General features: G+C 73.2%; 16 protein-coding genes. 5 read left to right on the top strand and 11 right to left on the bottom strand.

Features of this window, described 5'->3' with window-relative positions:
• Positions 1 to 31 precede the first annotated feature (31 nt).
• Positions 32 to 1,639, bottom strand: a complete 1,608-nt coding sequence (locus AB0O11_RS11915; protein WP_363384538.1) for a helix-turn-helix domain-containing protein — start codon at positions 1,637 to 1,639, stop codon at positions 32 to 34.
• 299 nt (positions 1,640 to 1,938) lie between these two features.
• On the opposite strand from AB0O11_RS11915, the gene AB0O11_RS11910 reads away from it, so the two are divergent.
• The 5 genes from AB0O11_RS11910 (at position 1,939) to AB0O11_RS11890 (ending at position 8,787) form a co-directional block, all read left to right on the top strand.
• Positions 1,939 to 2,826 (top strand): FAD binding domain-containing protein, encoded by an 888-nt coding sequence (locus tag AB0O11_RS11910; protein WP_363384535.1) that lies wholly within the window; start codon positions 1,939 to 1,941, stop codon positions 2,824 to 2,826.
• The gene (locus AB0O11_RS11905; RefSeq protein WP_363384532.1) at positions 2,823 to 3,311 is read left to right on the top strand and encodes a (2Fe-2S)-binding protein; all 489 of its coding nucleotides are present in this window, start codon (positions 2,823 to 2,825) and stop codon (positions 3,309 to 3,311) included. The genes AB0O11_RS11910 and AB0O11_RS11905 overlap by 4 nt, the downstream gene beginning before the upstream one ends.
• Positions 3,312 to 3,334: 23 nt before the next feature.
• On the top strand, positions 3,335 to 5,686 hold the full coding sequence (pucD, locus tag AB0O11_RS11900) for a xanthine dehydrogenase subunit D (RefSeq protein ID WP_363384740.1): 2,352 nt from the start codon (positions 3,335 to 3,337) through the stop codon (positions 5,684 to 5,686).
• A gap of 290 nt (positions 5,687 to 5,976) precedes the next feature.
• Positions 5,977 to 7,458, top strand: a complete 1,482-nt coding sequence (locus tag AB0O11_RS11895) for an NCS2 family permease (RefSeq protein WP_363384530.1) — start codon at positions 5,977 to 5,979, stop codon at positions 7,456 to 7,458.
• Positions 7,459 to 7,590: 132 nt separating this feature from the next.
• Complete coding sequence (locus AB0O11_RS11890) at positions 7,591 to 8,787, top strand: XdhC/CoxI family protein (RefSeq protein ID WP_363384527.1); 1,197 nt, start codon at positions 7,591 to 7,593, stop codon at positions 8,785 to 8,787.
• Positions 8,788 to 8,890: 103 nt separating this feature from the next.
• On the opposite strand, the gene AB0O11_RS11885 is transcribed toward AB0O11_RS11890, so the two are convergent.
• From AB0O11_RS11885 to AB0O11_RS11840, 10 genes are all read right to left on the bottom strand, one after another.
• Positions 8,891 to 9,511: a LysE family translocator gene (locus AB0O11_RS11885; RefSeq protein WP_363384524.1), complete on the bottom strand. Its 621-nt coding sequence runs from the start codon at positions 9,509 to 9,511 to the stop codon at positions 8,891 to 8,893.
• Positions 9,512 to 9,580: 69 nt separating this feature from the next.
• On the bottom strand, positions 9,581 to 11,341 hold the full coding sequence (locus AB0O11_RS11880; protein WP_363384521.1) for an SDR family oxidoreductase: 1,761 nt from the start codon (positions 11,339 to 11,341) through the stop codon (positions 9,581 to 9,583).
• A complete protein-coding gene (locus tag AB0O11_RS11875) occupies positions 11,338 to 12,309 on the bottom strand; it encodes a M24 family metallopeptidase (RefSeq protein WP_363384518.1) in 972 nt (323 codons plus the stop codon). Before AB0O11_RS11875 ends, AB0O11_RS11880 begins: the two co-directional genes overlap by 4 nt.
• Positions 12,310 to 12,322: 13 nt before the next feature.
• Positions 12,323 to 13,411 (bottom strand): PDR/VanB family oxidoreductase, encoded by a 1,089-nt coding sequence (locus AB0O11_RS11870; RefSeq protein WP_363384515.1) that lies wholly within the window; start codon positions 13,409 to 13,411, stop codon positions 12,323 to 12,325.
• Between the two features lie 154 nt (positions 13,412 to 13,565).
• A complete protein-coding gene (locus tag AB0O11_RS11865; RefSeq protein WP_363384512.1) occupies positions 13,566 to 14,483 on the bottom strand; it encodes a metal-dependent hydrolase in 918 nt (305 codons plus the stop codon).
• 206 nt (positions 14,484 to 14,689) lie between these two features.
• Positions 14,690 to 15,469, bottom strand: coding sequence for an IclR family transcriptional regulator C-terminal domain-containing protein (locus AB0O11_RS11860; RefSeq protein WP_363384509.1), 780 nt, complete (start codon positions 15,467 to 15,469; stop codon positions 14,690 to 14,692).
• Positions 15,470 to 15,803: 334 nt separating this feature from the next.
• Complete coding sequence (locus AB0O11_RS11855) at positions 15,804 to 17,264, bottom strand: catalase (protein ID WP_363384506.1); 1,461 nt, start codon at positions 17,262 to 17,264, stop codon at positions 15,804 to 15,806.
• A 103-nt stretch (positions 17,265 to 17,367) separates the two neighbouring features.
• The gene (alc, locus tag AB0O11_RS11850) at positions 17,368 to 18,564 is read right to left on the bottom strand and encodes an allantoicase (RefSeq protein WP_363384503.1); all 1,197 of its coding nucleotides are present in this window, start codon (positions 18,562 to 18,564) and stop codon (positions 17,368 to 17,370) included.
• A 10-nt stretch (positions 18,565 to 18,574) separates the two neighbouring features.
• Complete coding sequence (gene allB / locus AB0O11_RS11845; protein WP_363384500.1) at positions 18,575 to 19,963, bottom strand: allantoinase AllB; 1,389 nt, start codon at positions 19,961 to 19,963, stop codon at positions 18,575 to 18,577.
• Between the two features lie 171 nt (positions 19,964 to 20,134).
• Positions 20,135 to 21,277 (bottom strand): glycerate kinase, encoded by a 1,143-nt coding sequence (locus AB0O11_RS11840; RefSeq protein ID WP_363384498.1) that lies wholly within the window; start codon positions 21,275 to 21,277, stop codon positions 20,135 to 20,137.
• Between the last annotated feature and the right edge of the window lie 164 nt (positions 21,278 to 21,441).

Below are 21,441 nucleotides of genomic sequence, written 5' to 3'. Positions count from 1 at the left end.
GGCGGGCCCTCCCGCGTGTCGGGGCGTGCCGTCAGGCCAGTTCCAGCGCCAGGTAGAAGTCCACCCGGTCCTCCAGCCGGGAGAGGTCACGCCCGGTCAGCTCCTCGATCCGGCCGATCCGGTACCGCAGGGTGTTCACGTGGACGTGCAGCTGCGCGGCGCAGCGGGTCCAGGAACCGTCCGACCGCAGGAAGGCCTCCAGGGTGCGGACCAGGTCCGCCTGGTGCTCGATGTCGTACGCGATCACCTTGTCCAGCAGCCGGCTGCGGAAGGCGCGGCGCACCTCGTCCGGGACGGCGGCCAGCAGCAGCACGTGCGAGGCGAGTTCCTCGGGGCCCGCGACGCAGACCCGGCCGACCCGGGAGGCGGCGATCCGGCGGGCGTGCCGGGCCTCCTCCAGGGCGCCGCGCAGGCCCCCGGCCTCGGAGGCGGGGGCGGAGACCCCGAGGGTGATCCGGCCCTCCGAGCCGAGCCCGGCCTCCAGCGGGGCGAGCAGTTCGCGCAGGGTGTCGGCGGGCACCGGGCCCTCCAGCGCGGGCAGCACCACCACCGCACCGGTGCCGGCCCCCGCGACCAGCGCGCGGTCGGTGATGCCGCCGAGCGCCTCCTCCAGCACCGCCCGTACGGTGCCCTCCGGAAGGCCGGTGCCCTCGGCGCTGAGTACCAGCCAGGAGCTCTCCTCCGCCTGGGACTTGGGCTCGGGGATCTCGTAGCGGGCGGCCATGGCCGAGGAAGCGTACAGGGTGCGGCTGATCTCGGCCGGGTCGGCGTCGCGGCGCAGCAGGGCGAGCACCTCGTCGGCGAGCCGGCGGCGCAGCCGGCGGCCCTCGTCGCGGCGGTGGCGCTCGGCGGCGACCAGCCGGGCCAGGTTCTCGGCGAGCTGCTGGCGCTTGGTGGTCCATTCGGTGACGTCGCCGGCCACCGCGAGCACCCAGTCCGCCAGCGCGCAATCGGCCTGCGGCGCGCCCTGCTCGGCGGAGGCCGGGGCGGGCAGCAGCGAGTAGGAGCCGGCCGCCAGCCGGACCCGGTGCGGGGGGCGGCGGCGCTGGCGCTGGGCGGCGAGGTGGGCGCGGACCAGCTGGTCGCGGTCCTGGGCGGAGAGCCGGTCCGCGGGGCCGGCGATCACCGCGCCAGTCGGGGTGAGCACCCAGCAGTCCAGGTCGAGGTCGCCGCCGAGCAGGTCCAGCACCGCGTCCAGTCCGCCGCCGCCGGCCGCCGAGACCAGCAGGCGGTGCCGGTCGACCAGGGCGGCGAGGTCGGCCGCGCGGTCGGCGGAGACCTGGCGGCCGATGAACTCGGCCACGGTGCCGAAGGCGATGTCGTCGGGGACGGCGAGCAGCGGCATCCGGTGCCGGCGACAGGCCTCGACCAGGTCCTCGGGCACCGGGCCGACCTCGGCCTCGCCGGCCGCCAGGGCCACCGCGCCGCCGGCCGCGAGGGTGCGGACGAAGCGCTCGGAGTCGGCCGGGACGGTGCGCCAGAGCATGCCGGTGAGCACCAGTTCGCCGCCGTGCAGGTAGCGGCCCGGGTCCTGGAGGTCCGTCGTCATCACACCGCTGACCTGCCGGTCCAGCTCTTCCTCGGCCGCGAGCAGGCGCAGTCGCGGGGCGCCGGGGGCGAGCAGGTCACGGACGCGCATCCGCGGACTCCTTAACGGGACTTGGGGGGAGGGATGAAGGGGTAACGATAGGGCCTGGCCGAACAGGCGTGCGCCCGGGCCCGTAGCCCGCGCGTCACGGCCGGATTACGGTCGTAGGTAGCACACGGTGAACACCTGGGCTGCGAGATTCTCCTCCTTAGAGGAACGTACAGGATGCCGGGCGGGCTCACAGCCGGGGCTTCATGCCATCGGTGACTGCCAGTGGGCCGCGTCACAGCGGTTCACTGGGCGACACGCCGCCGGACACCCGGCGGGCGACGACTTGAGGAGACACCCGCATGGAGTTTCTTCGGCCCGCCACCTGGGACGAGGCGCTCGCGGCGAAGGCCGAGTACCCGACCGCACTGCCCGTCTCGGGCGGTACGGACGTCATGGTCGAGCTGAACTTCGACGTGCACCGGCCACCCGCGATCCTCGACCTGAACCGCATCGCCGAACTCGCCGAATGGTCGAACGACGGCAGCGTCGTCAGGCTCGGCGCCGCGGTCCCGTACGCCCGGATCATCGCGGAGCTGTCCACTCCGCTGCCCGGACTGGCGCTGGCGGCCCGCACCGTCGGCTCGCCGCAGATCCGCAACCGCGGCAGCGTCGGCGGCAACCTCGGGGCGGCTTCCCCGGCCGGCGACTCGCACCCGGCGCTGCTGGCGGCCGGGCGGGACGTGTTCGTCGAGGCGGCCTCGGTGCGCGGCACCCGGCTGATTCCGATCGACGACTTCTACGTCGGGGTGAAGCGCAACAGCCTGGAGGCCGACGAGCTGATCCGGACCGTGCACATCCCGGTGGCGGACGGACCGCAGCAGTTCTCGAAGATCGGCACCCGCAACGCCATGGTGATCGCGGTCTGCGCGTTCGGCTTCGCCCTGCACCCCCGGAACGGAACCGTCGGCACCGGTATCGGCTCGGCCGCCCCCACGCCGCGGCGCGCCGTCGAGGCCGAGGAGTACCTCCAGAACGTACTCGCCGAGCGCGGCCTGTGGGAGTCCGGGGAGCTGCTGGGCGCCGAGGTGGTCCAGCGCTTCGGCGAGCTGGTGAAGGCCGCGGCCTCGCCGATCGACGACGTCCGGGGGACCGCCGACTACCGCCGGCACGCGCTCGCCGTGATGGCCCGCCGCACCCTCACCTGGACCTGGACCGACTACAGCAAGCAGATCAGGAGCGCGGCATGAGGGTCACTTTCACCGCCAACGGCAAGCCGGTCGAGGCCGACGACGTGTGGGAGGGCGAGAGCCTGCTGTACGTGCTGCGCGAACGGGTCGGCCTGCCGGGCTCGAAGAACGCCTGCGAGCAGGGCGAGTGCGGCTCCTGCACGGTCTACCTGGACGGCGTCCCGGTCTGCTCCTGCCTGGTCGCGGCCGGCCAGGTGCAGGACCGCGAGGTGCGCACGGTCGAGGGCCTGGGCGCGGAGGACGGCGAACTGGGCCTGGTCCAGCAGGCGTTCGTCGACACCGGCGCCGTCCAGTGCGGCTTCTGCACCCCCGGGCTGCTGGTGCAGACCGACGCGCTGCTGGAGGACGACCCGCAGCCGAGCGACGACGACATCCGCGAGGCGCTGTCCGGCAACCTGTGCCGCTGCACCGGCTACGAAAAGATCATGGACGCGGTGCGGCTGGCTTCGGCCCGCAAGTGCGCGGGGAAGGCCGGTGCGGCGTGAACGAGCGGACGATCCAGCGGACCATCCGGGGGCAGAAGAACCTCCAGAACATCAACCAGGCGTCCAAGGACGGCATCGGTGGCTCGCCGCTGCGCCCGGACGGCAACCTGAAGGTCCGGGGCGAGTTCGCCTACTCCTCCGACCTGTGGCACGAGGACATGCTCTGGGGCACGGCGCTGCGCTCGCCGCACCCCCGGGCGAACATCCTCTCGGTGGACATCTCCGAGGCGCTCAAGGTGCCCGGGGTGTACGCGGTGCTGACGCACGAGGACATCCCCGGTTCCAAGTACTACGGCCTGGAGATCCAGGACCAGCCGGCCCTGGCCATCGACAGGATCCGGTACCACGGCGAGGCGATCGCGCTGGTGGCCGCCGACCATCCGGAGACGGCCCGCCGCGCGGTGAAGAAGATCGCGGTCGAGTACGAGGTGCTCACCCCGATCGTCACCGAGGAGCAGTGCCTCGACCCGGAGACGTACGGGTACGTGCACGAGCCGCACGAGTACAAGTCCCATGCGCACGGCAACATCTGCCACGAGCAGAAGCTCGTCTCCGGCCTGGGCGTGACCGACGAGGTGCGGGCGCTGGCGGACGTGATCGTCAGCGGCGACTACGAGGTCGGCATGCAGGACCAGGCCTTCCTCGGCCCGGAGTCCGGCCTCGCGGTGCCCGCCGAGGACGGCGGCATCGACCTCTACATCGCCACCCAGTGGCTGCACGTCGACCGCCAGCAGATGGCGCCGGTGCTCGACCTGCCGGAGGAGAAGGTCCGGCTCACCCTGGCCGGCGTCGGCGGCGCGTTCGGCGGCCGCGAGGACCTGTCGATGCAGATCCACGCCTGCCTGCTGGCCCTGCACACCGGCAAGCCCGTCAAGATCGTCTACTCCCGGGACGAGTCCTTCTTCGGCCACGTGCACCGCCACCCGGCGCGGATGCACTACGAGCACGGCGCGACCCGGGACGGCAAGCTGGTCTTCGCCGACTGCCGGATCGTCCTGGACGGCGGCGCGTACGCCTCCGCCTCCCCCGCCGTGGTCGGCAACGCGGCCTCGCTCGGGCACGGCCCGTACGTGATCCCGAACGTGCGGATGCACGCCATCGCGCTGTACAGCAACAACCCGTCCTGCGGGGCGATGCGCGGCTTCGGCGCGGTGCAGGCGGCGTTCGGCTACGAGTCGCAGATGGACAAGCTGGCCGCCGAACTGGGCATGGACCCGGTGGAGTTGCGGCAGCTCAACGCGATGTCCGAGGGCGACTTCATGCCCACCGGCCAGCAGATCGACTCGCCCGCGCCGGTGGCCGAACTGCTCCGGCGGGCCAAGGAGATGCCGCTGCCGCCGCCACTGGACACCGAGCACCCGGACCTGCGCCGGCTGCCCGGCGCGCTGTCCAACACCTCGCACGGCGAGGGGATCGTACGCGGCGTCGGCTACTCGGTCGGCATCAAGAACGTCGGTTTCTCCGAGGGCTTCGACGACTACTCCACCGCCCGGGTGCGCCTGGAGGTGATCGGCGGCGAGCCGGTCGCCATGGTGCACACCGCGATGGCCGAGGTCGGCCAGGGCGGCGTCACCGTGCACGCCCAGATCGCCCGCACCGAGCTGGGCGTCGAGCAGGTCACCATCCATCCGGCCAACACCGAAGTGGGGTCGGCCGGTTCGACCTCCGCCTCGCGCCAGACGTACATGACCGGCGGCGCGGTGAAGCTGGCCGCCGAGGCGGTGCGCCGGGAGCTGCTCGACAGGGGCCGTCGGCGCTACGGCTGGACCCACGACGACCTGGCGCTGGCCGGCGGCAAGGTGGTCTCGAAGAGCGCCGGGGTGCTGGTCTCCATGGTCGACCTGCTCGGCGACGAGGCCGTCGACCTCACCCGCGAGCACCACCACCGGCCCACCCAGCCCTTCGACCGGGAGACCGGCCAGGGCTTCGGCCACGTCCAGTACAGCTTCTGCGCCAACCGTGCGGTGGTGGACGTGGACGTGGAACTCGGCCTGGTCAAGGTGGTCGAGCTCACCGCCGTCCAGGACGTCGGCAAGGCGCTCAACCCGCTCTCCGTGGTCGGCCAGATCCAGGGCGGCTGCACCCAGGCGCTGGGCCTCGCGGTGATGGAGGAGATCATCGTGCGGGACGGCAAGGTGCGCAACGCCTCCTTCACCGACTACCTGATCCCCACCATCCTGGACACCCCGCCGATCCCGGTGGAGATGCTCGAACTGCCCGACCCCAACGCGCCGTACGGGCTGCGCGGGGTCGGCGAGGCGCCGACCGTCTCGGCGACGCCGTCCATCGTGGCCGCCATCCGCAACGCCACCGGGCTGGCGCTCAACCGGATCCCGGTCCGGCCGGAGCACCTGACCACCGAACGGCCGGGCTGAGCACCGAACGGCCGGGCTGAGCACCGAACGGCCGGGAACAGCTTGCCCGTCGGCACTTCCCCGGGGCGGCAACCGTCTTCCCCGCCGCCCCGGGGCACACCCGCCCCCACCTCCGCTGCCCTGCCCGCGCCGGGGTTCGCAGCGGTGCGCACCACGCTCGGATGCACCGCCGGCACTCCCCTCTCTCGCGAGTGCCCCCAGTGAGTCGATACGTCCCCCTACGCCGCTTCGTTGACCGGCAGTCAGGTCGGCTCGCCCACCCCAACCCCCTTTGACACTTGGGAGTGGACATGACCAGGATCCCCATGGAGCCCGGCACCACCGAAGACAGACCCGCCGAGGACGACGCCCACCCGTCGCCCCCGGCACCACGCCCCACCGGCGCGCTGGACGCCTACTTCAAGATCTCGGCCCGGGGATCGACCCTCGCCGACGAACTGCGCGGTGGGCTCACCACCTTCATGGCGATGGCGTACATCATCCTGCTCAACCCGCTCATCCTGAGCGGCGCGGACGTCACCGGCGTCAAGCTGGACCACGCCGCGCTGACCACCGCCACCGCGCTGGCCGCTGCCGTCACCACCGTCCTGATGGGCCTGGTCGGCAACGTGCCGCTCGCCCTCGCCGCCGGACTCTCGGTCTCCGGCGCGGTCTCCGCACTGGTCGTCCCGCACACCACCTGGGCGCAGGCCATGGGCCTGTGCGTGATCTACGGCCTGCTGATCGTGCTGCTGGTGGTCTCCGGGCTGCGCGAAAGGATCATGAACGGCATCCCGCTGCCGCTCAAGCACGCCATCACCATCGGCATCGGCCTGTTCGTCACGGTGATCGGCCTCTACAAGGCCGGGTTCATGCACACCGGCGGTCCCACCCCGCTCTCGCTCGGCCCCACCGGCGAGCTGGCCGGCTGGCCGGTGCTGGTCTTCTGCGTCACCCTGCTGACGATCTTCGTACTGATGGCGCGCGGTGTCCGCGGCGCGATCCTGATCGGCATCGCCGGCGGCACCGTGCTCGCGATGATCGTCAACAAGGCCGCGCACGTGCCGGCCGAGGCCTGGAAGAACTCGGTGCCGGTCTGGCCCGGCAGCCCGGTCTCCGCACCCGACTTCAGCCTGTTCGGCGACGTCGACCTGTTCGGCGCGTTCGGTGGCCGCGGCATGGGCGCGATCAGCGCCTCGGTCGCGGTGTTCACCCTGGTGCTGGCCGGCTTCTTCGACGCGATGGCCACCATCATCGGCGTCGGCACCGAGGCCGGACTGGCCGACCGGCAGGGCCGGATGCCCGGGCTGTCCAGGGCGCTGTTCATCGACGGCGCGGGCGGCGCGGTCGGCGGCCTGGCGGGCGCCTCCGGGCAGACCGTCTTCGTCGAGTCCGCCACCGGCGTCGGCGACGGCGCCCGAACCGGGCTCGCCTCCACCGTCACCGGCGCCCTGTTCACGCTGATGCTGTTCTTCTCGCCGATCGCCGGGATCGTTCCGGTCGAGGTCGCCTCGGCCGCCCTGGTGGTGATCGGCTCGATGATGATGAGCCAGGCCCGGCACATCGACTGGTCCGACCGGGAGGTGGCCATCCCGGCCTTCCTCACCTGCGCGCTGATGCCGTTCACGTACAGCATCACCGCGGGCGTCGCGGCCGGCGTCATCTCGTACACCGCCATCAAGGCCGGGCTGGGGCGTCCGCGCGAGCCCGGGCCGCTGATGTGGATCCTCACCGCGGTGTTCGTCGTGTACTTCGCGATCACCCCGGTCAAGTCCTGGCTGGGCGTGCACTAGCCGTCCGCACCGCCGGCCGGGCGCCGCCGCTGCCCGGGCGCCGCCGCACTGGGCACTACCGCCGTCGTACGGGATCGTTTCCCGTACGACGGCGCCTCCCGCTACTGTCGAAACCGTGTAAGGAGCCTCCCCATGCAGGACATCGCCGAGCAGCTGCTGGCCTGGCACGCGTCCGGGCGCTCCTTCGCCGTGGCCACCGTGGTCGGCGTCTCCGGCAGCGCTCCGCGCGACCCCGGGGCGGCGCTGGCCGTGGACACGGACGGCGAGGCGGTCGGCAGCGTCTCCGGCGGATGCGTCGAGGGCGCGGTGTACGAGCTGTGCCAGGCCGCGATCGCGAGCGGCCGGCCGGTGCTGGAACGCTTCGGGTACAGCGACGAGGACGCCTTCGCGGTGGGTCTGACCTGCGGCGGCGTCCTGGACGTGTTCGTCCAGCCGGTGGTGCCCGGGGCCGACGCCGGGCTGGACGCCGGGATCGCGCACATCGCGGCCGGCACGCCGGTGGCGCTGGTGCGGGTCATCGTCGGGCCGGGCGGGCTGGTCGGGGCCACGCTGGCGGTCACCGCCGACGGCGTCGCCGGCGCGCTCTCGCCGACACCCTCGACGGTCGGCGGGCTGGAGAGGGCGATCGTCGCGGAGGCCCGGGCGATGCTGGAGGCCGGACGCACCGGCCGGCTCGTGCTCGGCCTGGACGGACGCCCCTGCGACGAGCACCAGCAGGGCACCGTCACCTGCTTCGTCGAGTCGTACGTGCCCGCGCCGCGGATGCTGGTGTTCGGGGCGATCGACTTCGCGGCCGCGGTGGTGCGGATCGGAAAGTTCCTGGGCTACCACGTGACCGTCTGCGACGCCCGGCCGGTCTTCGCCACCGCCCGCCGCTTCCCCGAGGCCGACGAGGTCGCGGTCGACTGGCCGCACCGCTACCTGGACTCCCAGCTCGGCCGGATCGACGGGCGAACCGTAATCTGCGTGCTCACCCACGACGCCAAGTTCGACATCCCGTTGCTGGAACGCGCCCTGCGGCTGCCGGTCGGCTACGTCGGCGCAATGGGCTCGCACCGCACCCACCGGGACCGCGCGGCCCGGCTGCGCGAGGCGGGGCTCACCGAGGCCGAACTGGCCCGGCTGCGCTCCCCGATCGGCCTGGACCTCGGCTCGCGCACCCCGGAGGAGACGGCGGTCTCGGTCGCCGCCGAGATCATCGCCCACCGACGCGGCGGCAGCTGCCTGCCGCTGAGCGCCTCGGACGGGCCGATCCACCACGACGTGTCGCGGACGGCGACGGAGGGTGACGCGGCGGGCGGCCCGACGCACCGTACCCACGCGGCCTGATCCCGGAGACGGCTTCGCCGCCGCTCACGTTTGCGTGGCCTGCTGGAGGTCGCCGTTGAGACCCCGGCAACGGCCTCGATCAGTCGGTCAGTCCGTCAGTCGGTCAGTCGGTCAGTGCCAGCTTCACGCCGAAGCCCACCACGACCGCGCCGGTCACCCGGTCCATCAGCCGCCGGGCGGCCGGCCGGCGCAGCCAGCCGCGCAGCACCCGGGCGAAGCCCACCAGGACGGTCGACCAGAGCAGGCCCTCCACGACGTGTACGCAGGTCAGCGCCACGCCGGCGGCGAAGTGCGGGGCGCCGGCCGGGATGAACTGCGGCAGCACGGCCACGTAGAAGACCCCGACCTTGGGGTTCAGCAGGTTGGTCAGCGTGCCCCGCCGCCAGCCGTGCGCGAACCCGCCGGCCTCCGGCTCCTCCTCGACCGCCGCCTCGCCGCCCCGGTTGCGCAGCATCCCGATGCCCATCCACACCAGGTACGCAGCGCCCGCCCAGCGCAGGATCTCGTACGCCACCTGCGAGGCGGTCAGCAGCGCCGTCACCCCGGCGGAGGTCAGCGTCCCCCAGAGCAGCGTCCCGGTCTGGATCCCCAGGACGACCCCCCACGCCTGCCGTCGGCGCCCCAACGCCGAGGTCCGCAGGACCAGCGCGGTGTCGAGCCCGGGCGTGAGCGTGAGCAGCCCCACAACAAGGGCGAAGGACCACAGGGCCGTTGTCATCTCCATGGGCCTCGATGCTCTCACAGCCCCGGGCGGCGCTGCGGGCCGCCCGGGGCACATCCGCCGGCGGCCGGGTCAGGTGACGTTGAGGCGTGCGGCGAGGCGGAGGAGGCCGGGGCTGAGCCGGGAGAGCAGCCGGGCCGCCTTGGCCTCGGGGGTGACGGGGACCACGGGCCTGCCGGTGCGGACCGCGGTGAGGATGGCGGTGGCGACCTTCTCCGGCGGGAAGCCGCGGCGGGCGTAGAGCTTCGCAGCGCGGGCCTGCTTGGCAGCCTGCTCGGTGGAGGTGGTGGCGGAGAAGGTGGAGGTGCGGGTGATGTTGGTGTTGACGATGCCGGGGCAGATGGTGGAGACGCCGATGCCGTGGCCGACGAACTCGGCGCGCAGGCAGTCGGAGAGCATGAACACCGCGGCCTTGCTGGTGGCGTAGGCGGTGAGCGCCTTGGACGGCAGGTAGGCGGCGGCGGAGGAGACGTTGACGATGTGGCCGCCCTGGCCTCGGTCGGCCATCAGGGTGCCGAAGGCGCGGCAGCCGTGGATCACGCCCCAGAGGTTGACGTCCAGGACCCGCTGCCACTCCTTCTCGGTGGTCTGCAGGAACGTCCCGGAGTGGCCGATGCCCGCGTTGTTGACCATCACGTCGGGCACCCCGTGCTCGGCGGCGACGGTCTGCGCGAAGGCGTCCATCGCGGCGCCGTCGGAGACGTCCACCCGGTAGGCGTGGGCCTTCGGACCGATCAGCGAGGCCAGTTCGGCGGTGCGCTCGGCGGCCGCGAGGTCGAGGTCGCAGACCACCACCCGGGCACCGTCCTCGGCGAAGGCGAGCGCGGTGGCCCGGCCGATGCCGCTGCCGCCGCCGGTGACCACGACCAGCCGGCCGTCGCCCTCCGCCGGTCGGGACTGCCCCTCGTCGATGCGGGCGGCGAACTCGCGGACCAGTCCGGCCACGGTGGCTCCCTTCTCCAGCAGCGCCGACCAGTGGCCGGCGTGCAGCGTCCTGCGGGTCAGCTTGGTCACCCAGCGCTCCAGCCCCTCGGAGAGGTAGGTGCCGACGTACCGGTCCCGGGTGAGGGTGATCAGCTGGACCGGCACCTCGGTCCGCCGTTCGCGCGGACGGCCCAGGGTGGGGCGGAAGTTGGCCCGGTACAGCTCGATGCCGCGGACCGCGTCGCGGCGCAGGGTGGGCTGTGGGTGGTCGGCGCGCGGGGTGACGTGTTCCAGGTCGCGCAGCACCCGCGGCCAGGCCCGGGCCAGGCCGAGGCGCCAGATGCCGGGGGCGAGGTAGGGCAGGTGGAAGGCGGTGATGTACCAGGAGCGCACGCCCTGGTGCAGCAGCTGCCCCAGGTGGCGCGGGGTGGGGCGGCGCAGCCGGTGGCGCAACCAGTGGCCCATGTGGTCCAGGCTGGGGCCGGACAGGGTGGTGTACGAGGCGATCCGGCGTTCGGCGCCGGGTGCGGTGACGGCCTCCCAGGACTGGATCGAGCCCCAGTCGTGGGCGAGCAGGTGCACCGGTCGGTCCGGGCTGACGGCGTCGGCAACGGCGAACAGGTCCTCGGCGAGGTGCTCCAGGCGGTAGCCGGACCGGTCGGCGGGGGCGGCCGACTCGCCGGCGCCGCGCACGTCGTAGCGGACCACGTGGTGGTCGCGGGCGAGGTCGGCGGCGACGTCGTCCCAGACGGCGTGGGTGTCGGGGTAGCCGTGCACGAGGAGGACGGTGGGGGCGCCCGGGTCGCCCTGCTCGAAGACGGCGAGCGGGAGGCCGCCGGAGTGGACGGTGCGGCGGCGGACCGGGGGCGCCGCCGGGCGCTTCGTCCGGCTGGTCGTCGGGTGCGTCATCGGGTGGCCTCCAGGGTGGTCGGCTCGGTGGTGGTCGGCTCGACGGCGGTCCGCTCGGTGGCCGGCTCGACGGCGGTCCGCTCGGTGGTGGTCAGCTCGGTGGTCTGCCCGGTGGTCTGCCCGGTGGTCCGCTCGGTGGTGGCGGTCCAGCGGCGGACGTGCGGCAGGTCGTTGTCGAGCCAGTAGGCGTCGTCCTCGGTGACCACCAGCAGTTCCTCGAACTTGATGCCCACGCCGCGGAAGCCGATGTGCGGCTCGACCGCCCACAGGCCCGGGGTGGGCGCGTGCCGGGAGGAGCGCCCGTCCGCCCAGAGCGGCGAACGGCCCTGCAGGCGTTCGGAGATGAGCTCGCGACCGAGGGTCTGGAGGGTGCGCACGCCGAAGCCGAAGACGTTCACCCCGGCCGGGCCGCGCGCGGTGTTGCGGGTGACCTGGTGGCCGATCACCCGGCCCGGGTAGACCTGGTGGCGGTTGTCGTAGCCGTGCGCGGCGAGCTGGGCGTCCACCGCGGCGTACACCTCGGCGAGCGGTTTGCGGGCCCGCACCTCGTCGAGGATCAGCTCGCGGTAGACCTTCAGGTCGGCGGCCAGGCGGTCCCAGACCCGGTTCTCGCCGACCTTGCCGCCGTAACCGATGTCGGCGGTGTAGCCGTCCACCACGGGCGCGCAGTCCAGTACGTACGGCATGCCCTCCTCCAGCCGTCGGTTGCCGGCAAAGAACTGCAGCGGGGTGTGGAAGTGCCGGAACGCCGTCCGGTCGCCGAACCAGGCGAAGGGGACGTGGAAGAAGTCCTGGACCCCGGCGGCGACCAGGCGGCGGCGCAGCTCGGCGGTGGCCTGCCGCTCGGTGACGCCGGGTTCGATCCAGGCGGCGACCTGTTCGGCGCAGTCGTAGGCGAGCTGCTGGGTCTCACGGAAGCGGGCGAGGTCGCGCTCGGTGTAGCGGAAGGCGGGGGTCGCTTTCGCCATGGCAGGACTCCTTCTAGAGGTCGAGCACGAGGGTCTCGCCCTCGGCGGCCCGGGAGACACAGGGCAGCAGGGCGCCGGCGGCACGCTGCTCGGGGGTGAGGCGGCGGTCCCGGTGGTCGGGCGAGCCGGACAGCACGCGGACCTCGCAGGTGCCGCAGAAGCCCTGGTGGCAGGAGTACGGGAGGTCCGGGCGGGCCTCGCGCAGCACGTCCAGGGCGGAACGGTCGGCGGGGACGTCGAGGGTGGGGCCGTCGGTGCCGAGGCGGACGGCGAACGGCTCGCCGCCGGTGACCGGAGCGGCGCCGAAGCGCTCGAAGTGCAGGGAGGCGGCCGGGGAGCCGTCCAGGGCGCGCTGCACGGCGGCGAGCATCGGGGCCGGGCCGCAGCAGTAGACGGCGGCACCACGCGGGGCGTGGGCGAGCAGCTCCGGGCCGGTGGGGACGCCGCCGTGCTCGTCGTCGGTGCGCAGCACCACCCGGTGCGGGTCGAGGGCGCGCAGCTCGTCCGCGTACGGGAGGGTGTCGGCGCTGCGGCCGACGTGCACCAGGCGCCAGTCCAGGCCGTGCCGCTGCGCCTCACGGGCCATCGGGAGCAGCGGGGTGATGCCGATGCCGCCTGCCAGCAGGAGGACGGCGGGCTCGGCGCAGAAGGCGAAGCCGTTGCGCGGGCGGCGGGCGGCGAGCCGGGTGCCAGGGTGCAGGACGTCGTGGACCTCGACGGACCCGCCGCCGCCCTCGGGCAGCCGCCGGACGGCGATGCGGTAGGTGGTGCGGTCGGCCGGGTCGCCGCTGAGGGAGTAGTGGCGCTCGCGGCCGGAGGGCAGGGCGAGGCGCAGGTGGGCACCGGGCTGCCAGCCGGGCAGCGGGCCACCGGAGGGGTCGACGAGTCGCAACTCGATGACGTCCATGGTCAGTTGGCGACGCTCGGCGACGACCAGCCGGAGCGGCTGGGTGGGGCGGCTGAGCGGGCGGCGGGGGTTGCGGCGCAGCAGCGGGCCGCCGAGGGCCGGGGAGTAGCGGTCGCTGAAGGCGGTGAGCCAACGGATGAAGCCGTCGGCGCGGGGGCGGCCGTAGAGGTCGGGGGGCGGGGTGGTCAGGTCCATCCGGCGGGATCCTTGGGCGTCGGGAGAGGGCGGGCGGCGGGCGGCGGCGGGTGACAGGTTCCAGACTTCAGAGTTCAGATTTCAGACTTCAGCGAACAGAGTTCAGCGAACAGAAAACGTTTTCTGTTCGCTGAAATCCGAACCCTGCCATCCGTCAGCCGCGCCCGGCGGCCACACGGGCGGCCGGGGAGGTGGCGAGGTAGCCCAGCGCCTGGCTGGACGAGCCCTCCTGGGTCGGGTGGTAGCCCGGTCGCAGGTAGCGCAGCCCGGAGCGGATCGACTTGACCGGGTCCGGCAGCAGTCCGCGCTTGGCGATCCGGCCCGCCTCCCGCCAGGTGGGCTTGAGCCGCCCCTTCAGGGCGGGGTCGGCGGCGAGCAGGAAGCGGGCGCCGCGCACCCAGAGGTGGACCAGCAGCGGCCCGGAGATCACCATCCCGCGCACCCGACGCAGGTAACCCGGGTCCAGGTGCACCATCAGGTCGTAGGCAACGCTGCGGTGCTCGACCTCCTCCGCGCCGTGCCAGCGCAGCAGGTCCAGCATGGTCGGGTCCGCCTTGGCCCGGTCCAGGCCCGGGGAGTTGAGCGCCCAGTTGCCGAGGAAGGCGGTGAAGTGCTCGATCGCCGCGATGAAGGCGACCCGCTCGATGAGGTTCTCCCGCCGCCGGGCCGGCGCCAGCCCCGGCTTGTCGCCGAGGACGCGCTGGAACAGCCAGGAGATCTGCCGGACGTACGGCCGCGGGTCGAGCCCCTGGCCGAGCAGGTGGTCCAGGACCTCCTGGTGCGCCTCGGCGTGAATGGCCTCCTGCCCGATGAACCCGAGGACCTCCTCGCGCAGTTGCTCGTCCCGGATGAGCGGCAGCGCCTCCTTGAACACCTTGACGAACCACCGCTCCCCCTCGGGCAGCAGCAGGTGCAGCACGTTGATGACGTGGGTGGCCATCGGCTCGTCAGGGATCCAGTGCAGCGGCAGCTGGGCCCAGTCGAAGTGGACGTCCCGGGGCTCCAGGACGAGGCCGTCGTGCACGCGCGCCGCGGGGGCGGCAAGGGCGGGGACGGGGGTGGAACGGGACATGGCAGGCCCTCCTGACCTGGGGGCGGCGGCTCGGCTCAGGGAAACGTACTCGCGGGTAGCCGCCGGGACAAGGGCTTCGGCGACTCTTATCGACATCGAGTCTAATAAGTGCCGCACACCGGCAGCCACCACGGGAAACGCGGGAAGCCCCACCGGCTTCCCGGCAGGGCTTCCTCGAACTCATGTGCGCGACCGTCGACCGGCCGTCAGACCGCCATCGCCAGCATCAGCGGCGCCGCCCGGGCCGCGAGCAGCTCGGCGGCGGCCTTCAGTTTGTGGATGTTGTCCACCGGCATCGAGGTGGCCAGGCAGCCGACCGTGCTGCCCGCCGTGATCGGCACGGCCGCGCACACCGTTCCCAGCGCGTACTCCTGGATGTCCAGCACCGGCACCGTGGCCGGCTGCCGCTCCAGCCGGTGCATCAGCTGGTCGGCGTCGGTGACGGTGCGGGAGGTGAGCCGGGCGACCGGGTGCCGCGAGAGGTGGTCGCGCCGGCCGTCCGCGTCCAGCTGGCTGAGCAGGCACTTGCCGATCGCGCTGGCGTGCGCGGTGGCCCGGAAGTCCACCCATTCCTGCACGGCCGGCGCGTAGTCGGCGGCCGAGACCGCCTCCACCGTCAACTCACCGTCGTGGTAGCGGCTGAAGTACACCGCGGCGCCCAACTCGTCCCGGAGTTCAGCGAGCTTGCGGTTGAGTCGGGCCTTCACCAGCTGCTCCCGGTTGTGCTGGCCGAGCAGGGCGAAGGTGCCGCCCAGCAGCCAGCCCCCGTCCTGGCACTGGAGGTAGCCCTCGACCTCCAGGATCTCGGCGAGCCGGCGCACGGTCGGCAGCCCGAGCGAGGTCTCCCTGGCGAGGGACACCAGGGTGGCGCCGTCGGGGTGGCGGTCGACCGCCTCCAGCAGTCTGAGGGCGTGCTGGAGGGAGGCGGGCGGGCCCGTCAGACCCTGGTCCAACGCGGCGTGACGACCCGGGGCTGGTGTCGACATGTCGTCCCCTTCCGATGTCCCCCCACGGAGCGACCGCGGGCACCCACCAGCCTATCGACCCGGCGGCTCCGACGGCTGCCGTCCGTACATATCCATGGACGTTCCGTGCAGCAGCCGCCGGACCGTTGACGGACCGCGAGCCCCTCGACGGCAGGACCGCGCCGTTCCGGACCGCCATCGTCCGGGGACGAACCGGTCGGTCGCCGCGCATGGGTACGTCCGGCTTCCGGACGGCCGGATCCGGACGATCACCACCGGAGCCGGCCGACATCGGCGACACCACGACGGGCCCCGCCCCACCGCCCCGGAGGAAGGGCCCGTCGTACGGGAGGTGTCAGCCCTCGTCGCCCGCCCGCAGCCTGGCGACGGCGGCGGCCAGCCGGGTACCGTACTCCTCGTCCGCGGCGTGGAAGTGGGCGAGGTTCTTCTCCACCACGTCGTCACGCGAGACCTGCGCCAGGAAGCCCGCGATGTTGTCGATCAGGCGGGTCTTCTCACCTGCCGACATCAGCCGGTACAGCTCGCCGGCCTGGAAGAAGTCGTCGTCCTTGGTGTGCGCCGGGGTGGTGTAGGTGCCGGTGTGGCCCGCGACCGCGACCGGCGCGGCCTGCGCGTCGCCGGTCTGGGCCGGGCCGTCGTACGAGTTGGGCTCGTAGTTCTTGCCGCGACCGGCGCTGTTGACGGCCATGTAGCCGTCCCGCCCGTAGTTGGCGGCCTCGGTGGCGCGCGGGGCGTTCACCGGCAGCTGGGTGTGGTTGACGCCGAGGCGGTAGCGCTGGGCGTCCGCGTAGGCGAACAGGCGGCCCTGGAGCATCTTGTCCGGGGACGGGCCGATGCCGGGCACGAAGTTGTTCGGCGAGAACGCGGCCTGCTCGACCTCGGCGAAGACGTTCTCCGGGTTCCTGTTGAGCACCAGGCGGCCGACCTTGACCAGCGGGTAGTCGGCGTGCGGCCACACCTTGGTGAGGTCGAAGGGGTTGAAGCGGTAGTCCGCGGCCTCGGCGACCGGCATCAGCTGGACGTAGAGGGTCCAGGACGGGAACACCCCGCGCTCGATGGCCTGGTGGAGGTCCCGCTGGTGCGAGTCGGCGTCGCCGGCGACCACCTCGGCGGCCTGGGCGCCGTCCAGGCAGCGGATGCCCTGGTTGGTCTTGAAGTGGTACTTCACCCAGTAGGCGTCGCCGTCGGCGTTGACCCACTGGTAGGTGTGCGAGCCGTAGCCGTTCATGTGGCGGTACGAGGCGGGGATGCCGCGGTCGCCGAACAGCCAGGTGATCTGGTGGGTCGAGGCCGGCGAGTGGGCCCAGAAGTCCCAGACGTTGTCCGCCTCCTGCACTCCGGTGTACGGGTCGCGCTTCTGCGAGTGGATGAAGTCGGGGAACTTGATCGGGTCCTTGATGAAGAACACCGGGGTGTTGTTGCCGACGAGGTCGTAGTTGCCCTCCTCGGTGTAGAACTTCAGCGCGAAGCCGCGCGGGTCGCGCACCGCGTCGCTCGCGCCGAGGTTGCCGGCCACGGTGGAGAAGCGCAGGAAGACCTCGGTGCGCTTGCCGATCTCGGAGAGGAAGCCCGCCCGGGTGTACTGCGCGACCTCGTCGGTGACCTCGAAGTAGCCGTACGCACCGGAGCCGCGGGCGTGCACCACGCGCTCCGGGATGCGCTCACGGTTGAACCGGGCCAGCTTCTCCAGCAGCTGCTGGTCCTGGATCAGCAGCGGGCCGTACTCGCCGGCCGATGCCGAGTTCTGGTTGTCGGCGACCGGGGCGCCGGACTCCGTGGTCAGGATCTTGGACATGGAGGGTCCTTCAGGTGTCGATAACGGCGGTGCGTGGGGAGTGAGATGACATATCGTCAGATTCTGGGCCGGGGAGCACCGAGGAGATGGCGGTGGCGGCAGGTCAGTTGCCGAACAGGCTCCGGACGACGGTCTCGGCCGCGGCCGGCCCGGCCGCCGGGCGGGCGGCGGTCAGCGCGGCGGCCTCGTCGGCGCCGAGCCCTGCCCCGGTCAGGGCCGCGACGGCCTCGGTAGCCGGGAGGGCGTTGAACCAGCGCAGCGCCAGGGCGGCGCGGCCGGCCCTGGTGAGGCGGCCGGTGAGCCGGAGTCGGGCCAGCCCGCCGTCCGGGTGGACGTTGATGCGCACGTGGGTCACCGCGCGGCCGGCGTCGAGCCGGAAGCGGTGCCGGGTGTCGGGCTGGAGCCGCGTGCGGGGCAGGAGTTCGAACCACTCGCCGTCGGCCGGGTCCGCCCCGGTCGAGGCGTCGAAGCCGATCAGGTCGGCCCAGCCGGGGGCATTGGCGACGAAGCAGGAGGTGTCCACCTCGACGGCCAGGACCTCACCGCCCCCGGCCAGGGCGATCTGCACCCAGTCGTTGGCCTTGTCGCGCCGACGCCGGGTCTCCCAACCGTCGCCCATGACGGAGGCGCGGCCGGGAGCATTCAGGTTGTGCGGGGAGGAGAAGTAGCGGTCGGACGCCGCCTCGGCCACGCCGCCGTACTCCTGGGCGGCCAGGTCGAAGGTGAGGCCGTCCAGTTCGCGCGGGTCGGGCAGCACCTCGCCGTGCACCCGCAGCCGGGCGACGCCGCCGTCCGGGAAGATGTTCAGCCGCACGTGGGTGTAGCGGGTGCCGTCCGTGACGGCGAACTCGTGGACGGTGTCGCCCCTCAGCGCGGTGCGCGGCACGATCGTGGTCCACTCGGCGTCCTGGAGTTCCTCGGGCGAGGGGTGGCCGGGGACGGACGCGGCCTCGACCGAGGCGGACTCCGGGTAGTTGCCGGTGAAGTGGGCGGTGTCCACGATCACACCGCGGACCACCCCGGCGGCACCGAGCCGGACGATCGTCCAGTCGTGGTCCTCGTCGGTGGGGTGCGGCTGGTCGGCGGAGACGCCGCGGCGGCGCTTGGACTCCCAGCCGTCCATGATCTGGCCCTTGTGGCCGAACGTGTGCGGGCGGAACTCGGCCGGCTTGGCGACCAGCAGGTTCTCGGCGTCCGCGAAGGTGTCCTCGTTCGTGGCGACGACGCCCGCACCGAGCAGCCGGGAGGCCAGGTTGACCAGCTCGGTGAAGGGAGCACTCGGGTTGTCGGCAGTGGTCACTGACTCTCCTCTAGGCGCGTTCGGACGGGGTGGTGGCGGGGTGGGAACGGGGCCGGACGAGCTGCCGGCCGAAGGGGCGGGCCGCGGGGTCCACCTCGCGGCCGCACAGCCAGGTGGTGTGCACCGCGCCGGTGAGGGTCCGGCCCGCGTAGGGCGTCACCGGGTTGCGGTGGTGCAGTCCGCTCGCCCGGACGGCGAACTCGCCGTCCGGGTCGAAGGCGACCAGGTCCGCGTCGTGGCCGGCGGCGATGGCGCCCTTGGTGCCGGTGAGGCCGACCAGTTCGGCCGGTCCGGCGGACATCCAGCGCACCACGTCGACGAGGGTGTGGCCGCGCCGGCGGGCCTCGGTCCAGACGGCCGGCAGGCCGAGCTGGAGCGAGGCGATGCCGCCCCAGGCGGCCGCGAAGTCGCCGCTGCCGCCGTACTCGGGCAGCAGCTTGAGGTCGGGGGTGGACGGCGAGTGGTCGGAGACGACGGCGATGAACTCGCCGTTCGCCAGGGCCTCCCAGAGCGCGTCCCGGTTGGACTCGTCGCGGATCGGCGGACAGCACTTGAAGGCGGTGTCGCCGTCCGGCACCTGCTCGGCCGCGAGGGTCAGGTAGTGCGGACAGGTCTCGGCGGTCACCCGTACGCCGTCCTCGCGGGCCTGCCGCAGCAACGGCAGCACGGAAGCGGAGGAGACGTGCAGGATGTGCACCCGGGCACCGGTGCGCCGGGCCGTGTCGAGCAGGTGGGCGACGGCCGCGGTCTCCGCGTCGGCGGGCCGGGAGGCCAGGAAGTCCCGGTAGTGGACGCCGGGTTGCTGCGGGGCGGCGGCCAGCACGGCCGGGTCCTCGGCGTGGATGATCGCCAGCGCCCCGATCCGGGCCTGCTCGGCCAGCGCGGCCGCCAGGTCGGCGGCCTCGACGTGCGGGAACTCGTCCACCCCGGAGGGCGCGAGGAAGCTCTTGAAGCCGAACACGCCTTCCTCGTGCAGCGGTTCGAGGTCGGCAACGTTGCCGGGGACGGCGCCGCCCCAGAAACCGAGGTCGACCCAGGTCTGACCCTCGGCGATCTTCCGTTTGAGCGCCAGCCCCGCCACCGTGGTGGTGGGCGGGATCGAGTTGAGCGGCATGTCGATGATCGTGGTGACGCCGCCGGCCGCGGCGGCCCGGGTGGCGGTGGCGAACCCCTCCCACTCGGTGCGGCCGGGCTCGTTGACGTGCACGTGGGTGTCGACCAGCCCGGGCAGCAGGGCGGTGTCACCGAGGTCGACGAGGTCGCCCTCACCGGCCGTGAGCGAGCCGTGCGGGGCCGTCCGGGCGATCTTCCCGTCCTGGATCAGCACGTCCGCGGGGCGCTCGCCGTCGGGCAGGACCACCCGCCGGGAGCGGATCACCGTCGGTTGGCTGAAAGGCATGGGAGACCTCCGGAACCTGGGAGTCGGGGTGGTTCGAGGGCGCTTCGGGGGTGCTTCGGGGGTGCTTCGGGGGCGTCGCTTCGGAGCCGGTGGAACGCGGGAGGTGGCGAGGGATTGCCGGGAGCCTAGGCCCGCCTTCAACAAAACGTCAATGGATGAACGCACGAGGGTTCAGCGCGGCAACAGCCGGGCGGCCAGCTGCTCCCCCGCGAGTTCGGCCAGCTCGGCGGCCCTGGTCATGCTCTCCCCCGGCTCCTCGGCCAGGTCGGTCAGCGCGACGGCGGCGGTGAAGCCGGCGGCCCGCCACTCCGGCTCGGAGAGCTCCAGCCGACCCGCCACGGCGGCCACCCGAACCCCCGCCCGGGCGGCCGCCGCGGCGACTCCGGCGGGGGCCTTGCCGTGGAGCGTCTGCGCGTCCAGGCAACCCTCTCCGGTCACAACGAGGCGTGCCCCACGCACGGCCCCGTCGAAGCCCAGCAGTTCGAGCAGCAGCTCGATGCCGGGTCGCATGGTGGAGCCGAGCAGGGCGAGGGCGGCGAAGCCCACCCCGCCCGCGGCGCCGGCGCCGGGCGCCTCCCGGACGTCCCGTCCGGTGGCCTCGGCGACCAGGTCGGCGAACCTGGTCAGCCCCTCCTCCAGGACCACCAGGTCCTCGCCGTCGGCGCCCTTCTGCGGGCCGTAGACGGCGGTGGCGCCGCGCGGCCCGAGCAGCGGGTTGTCCACGTCGCAGGCCACCACGACCTCGACGCCGCCCAGGGCGTCGGCCAGCGGGCCGAGGTCGATCTCCGCGAGCCTGCGCAACGCAGCGCCGCCGGGCGGGAGTTCGACGCCGTCGGCATCACGCAGCCGCACCCCGAGCGCCTGCACCATGCCGGCCCCACCGTCCGTGCAGGCACTGCCGCCGAGGCCCAGCACGATCCGCTTGACGCCGAGCGAGACAGCCTTGGCGATCAGCTGGCCGACCCCGTAGGACCCGGCCGCGAGCGGGGCGGTGCGCCCGCCGGGCAGCCGGGCGAGACCGGAGGCCTGTGCCAGCTCGACCACGGCGGTGTCGTCCCGGACTGCCAGTGCGGCGTCCACCGGCAGTCCCGTCGGACCGGCCACCTTGGCCGGGACCCGACTGAAGCCGGCCGCGAGCGCGGCGGCCAGGGTGCCCTCGCCGCCGTCGGCGACGGGCAGCTCGCGCACCTCGGTGCCGGGCGCGGCGCGCCGGATGCCGGCGGCGATCCGGGCCGCCACCTCGGCGCCGTCCAGGCTGCCCTTGAACTTGTCGGGGGCGACGACCACATGGCCCTGGTGGGGGGTGGGGGGCATGGCGCGGTCCTCGCTTCCGTACGGGTCTGGCGGTGGTGGTACGACGTGCGTCCAGCATGGGGCCGGCCGGCCCGGGGGTGCGAGCTCCTCGGCCGGAGTGGCCGGGACGGAACACTCCGAGGGGATGCGACCCCGTTCGGAGCGTTCCGAAGGGGCACGGCCCC

The organism is Kitasatospora sp. NPDC093102, from assembly GCF_040683915.1.
Lineage (GTDB): Bacteria > Actinomycetota > Actinomycetes > Streptomycetales > Streptomycetaceae > Kitasatospora.
The sequence above is the reverse complement of the archived record's forward strand: the minus strand, read 5'-3'. Positions and strand labels throughout refer to the sequence as shown.

What these genes read in the sequence shown, in the direction of transcription:
- AB0O11_RS11905 (WP_363384532.1), top strand. Translation starts at nt 2,823, where the DNA reads ATGAGGGTCACTTTCACCGCCAACGGCAAGCCGGTCGAGGCCGACGAC.
- AB0O11_RS11880 (WP_363384521.1), bottom strand. Translation starts at nt 11,341, where the DNA reads ATGACGCACCCGACGACCAGCCGGACGAAGCGCCCGGCGGCGCCCCCG.
- AB0O11_RS11895 (WP_363384530.1), top strand. Translation starts at nt 5,977, where the DNA reads ATGACCAGGATCCCCATGGAGCCCGGCACCACCGAAGACAGACCCGCC.
- AB0O11_RS11855 (WP_363384506.1), bottom strand. Translation starts at nt 17,264, where the DNA reads ATGTCCAAGATCCTGACCACGGAGTCCGGCGCCCCGGTCGCCGACAAC.
- allB (WP_363384500.1), bottom strand. Translation starts at nt 19,963, where the DNA reads ATGCCTTTCAGCCAACCGACGGTGATCCGCTCCCGGCGGGTGGTCCTG.
- AB0O11_RS11875 (WP_363384518.1), bottom strand. Translation starts at nt 12,309, where the DNA reads ATGGCGAAAGCGACCCCCGCCTTCCGCTACACCGAGCGCGACCTCGCC.
- AB0O11_RS11865 (WP_363384512.1), bottom strand. Translation starts at nt 14,483, where the DNA reads ATGTCCCGTTCCACCCCCGTCCCCGCCCTTGCCGCCCCCGCGGCGCGC.
- AB0O11_RS11885 (WP_363384524.1), bottom strand. Translation starts at nt 9,511, where the DNA reads ATGGAGATGACAACGGCCCTGTGGTCCTTCGCCCTTGTTGTGGGGCTG.
- AB0O11_RS11840 (WP_363384498.1), bottom strand. Translation starts at nt 21,277, where the DNA reads ATGCCCCCCACCCCCCACCAGGGCCATGTGGTCGTCGCCCCCGACAAG.
- AB0O11_RS11870 (WP_363384515.1), bottom strand. Translation starts at nt 13,411, where the DNA reads ATGGACCTGACCACCCCGCCCCCCGACCTCTACGGCCGCCCCCGCGCC.
- AB0O11_RS11890 (WP_363384527.1), top strand. Translation starts at nt 7,591, where the DNA reads ATGCAGGACATCGCCGAGCAGCTGCTGGCCTGGCACGCGTCCGGGCGC.
- AB0O11_RS11860 (WP_363384509.1), bottom strand. Translation starts at nt 15,469, where the DNA reads ATGTCGACACCAGCCCCGGGTCGTCACGCCGCGTTGGACCAGGGTCTG.
- AB0O11_RS11910 (WP_363384535.1), top strand. Translation starts at nt 1,939, where the DNA reads ATGGAGTTTCTTCGGCCCGCCACCTGGGACGAGGCGCTCGCGGCGAAG.
- AB0O11_RS11915 (WP_363384538.1), bottom strand. Translation starts at nt 1,639, where the DNA reads ATGCGCGTCCGTGACCTGCTCGCCCCCGGCGCCCCGCGACTGCGCCTG.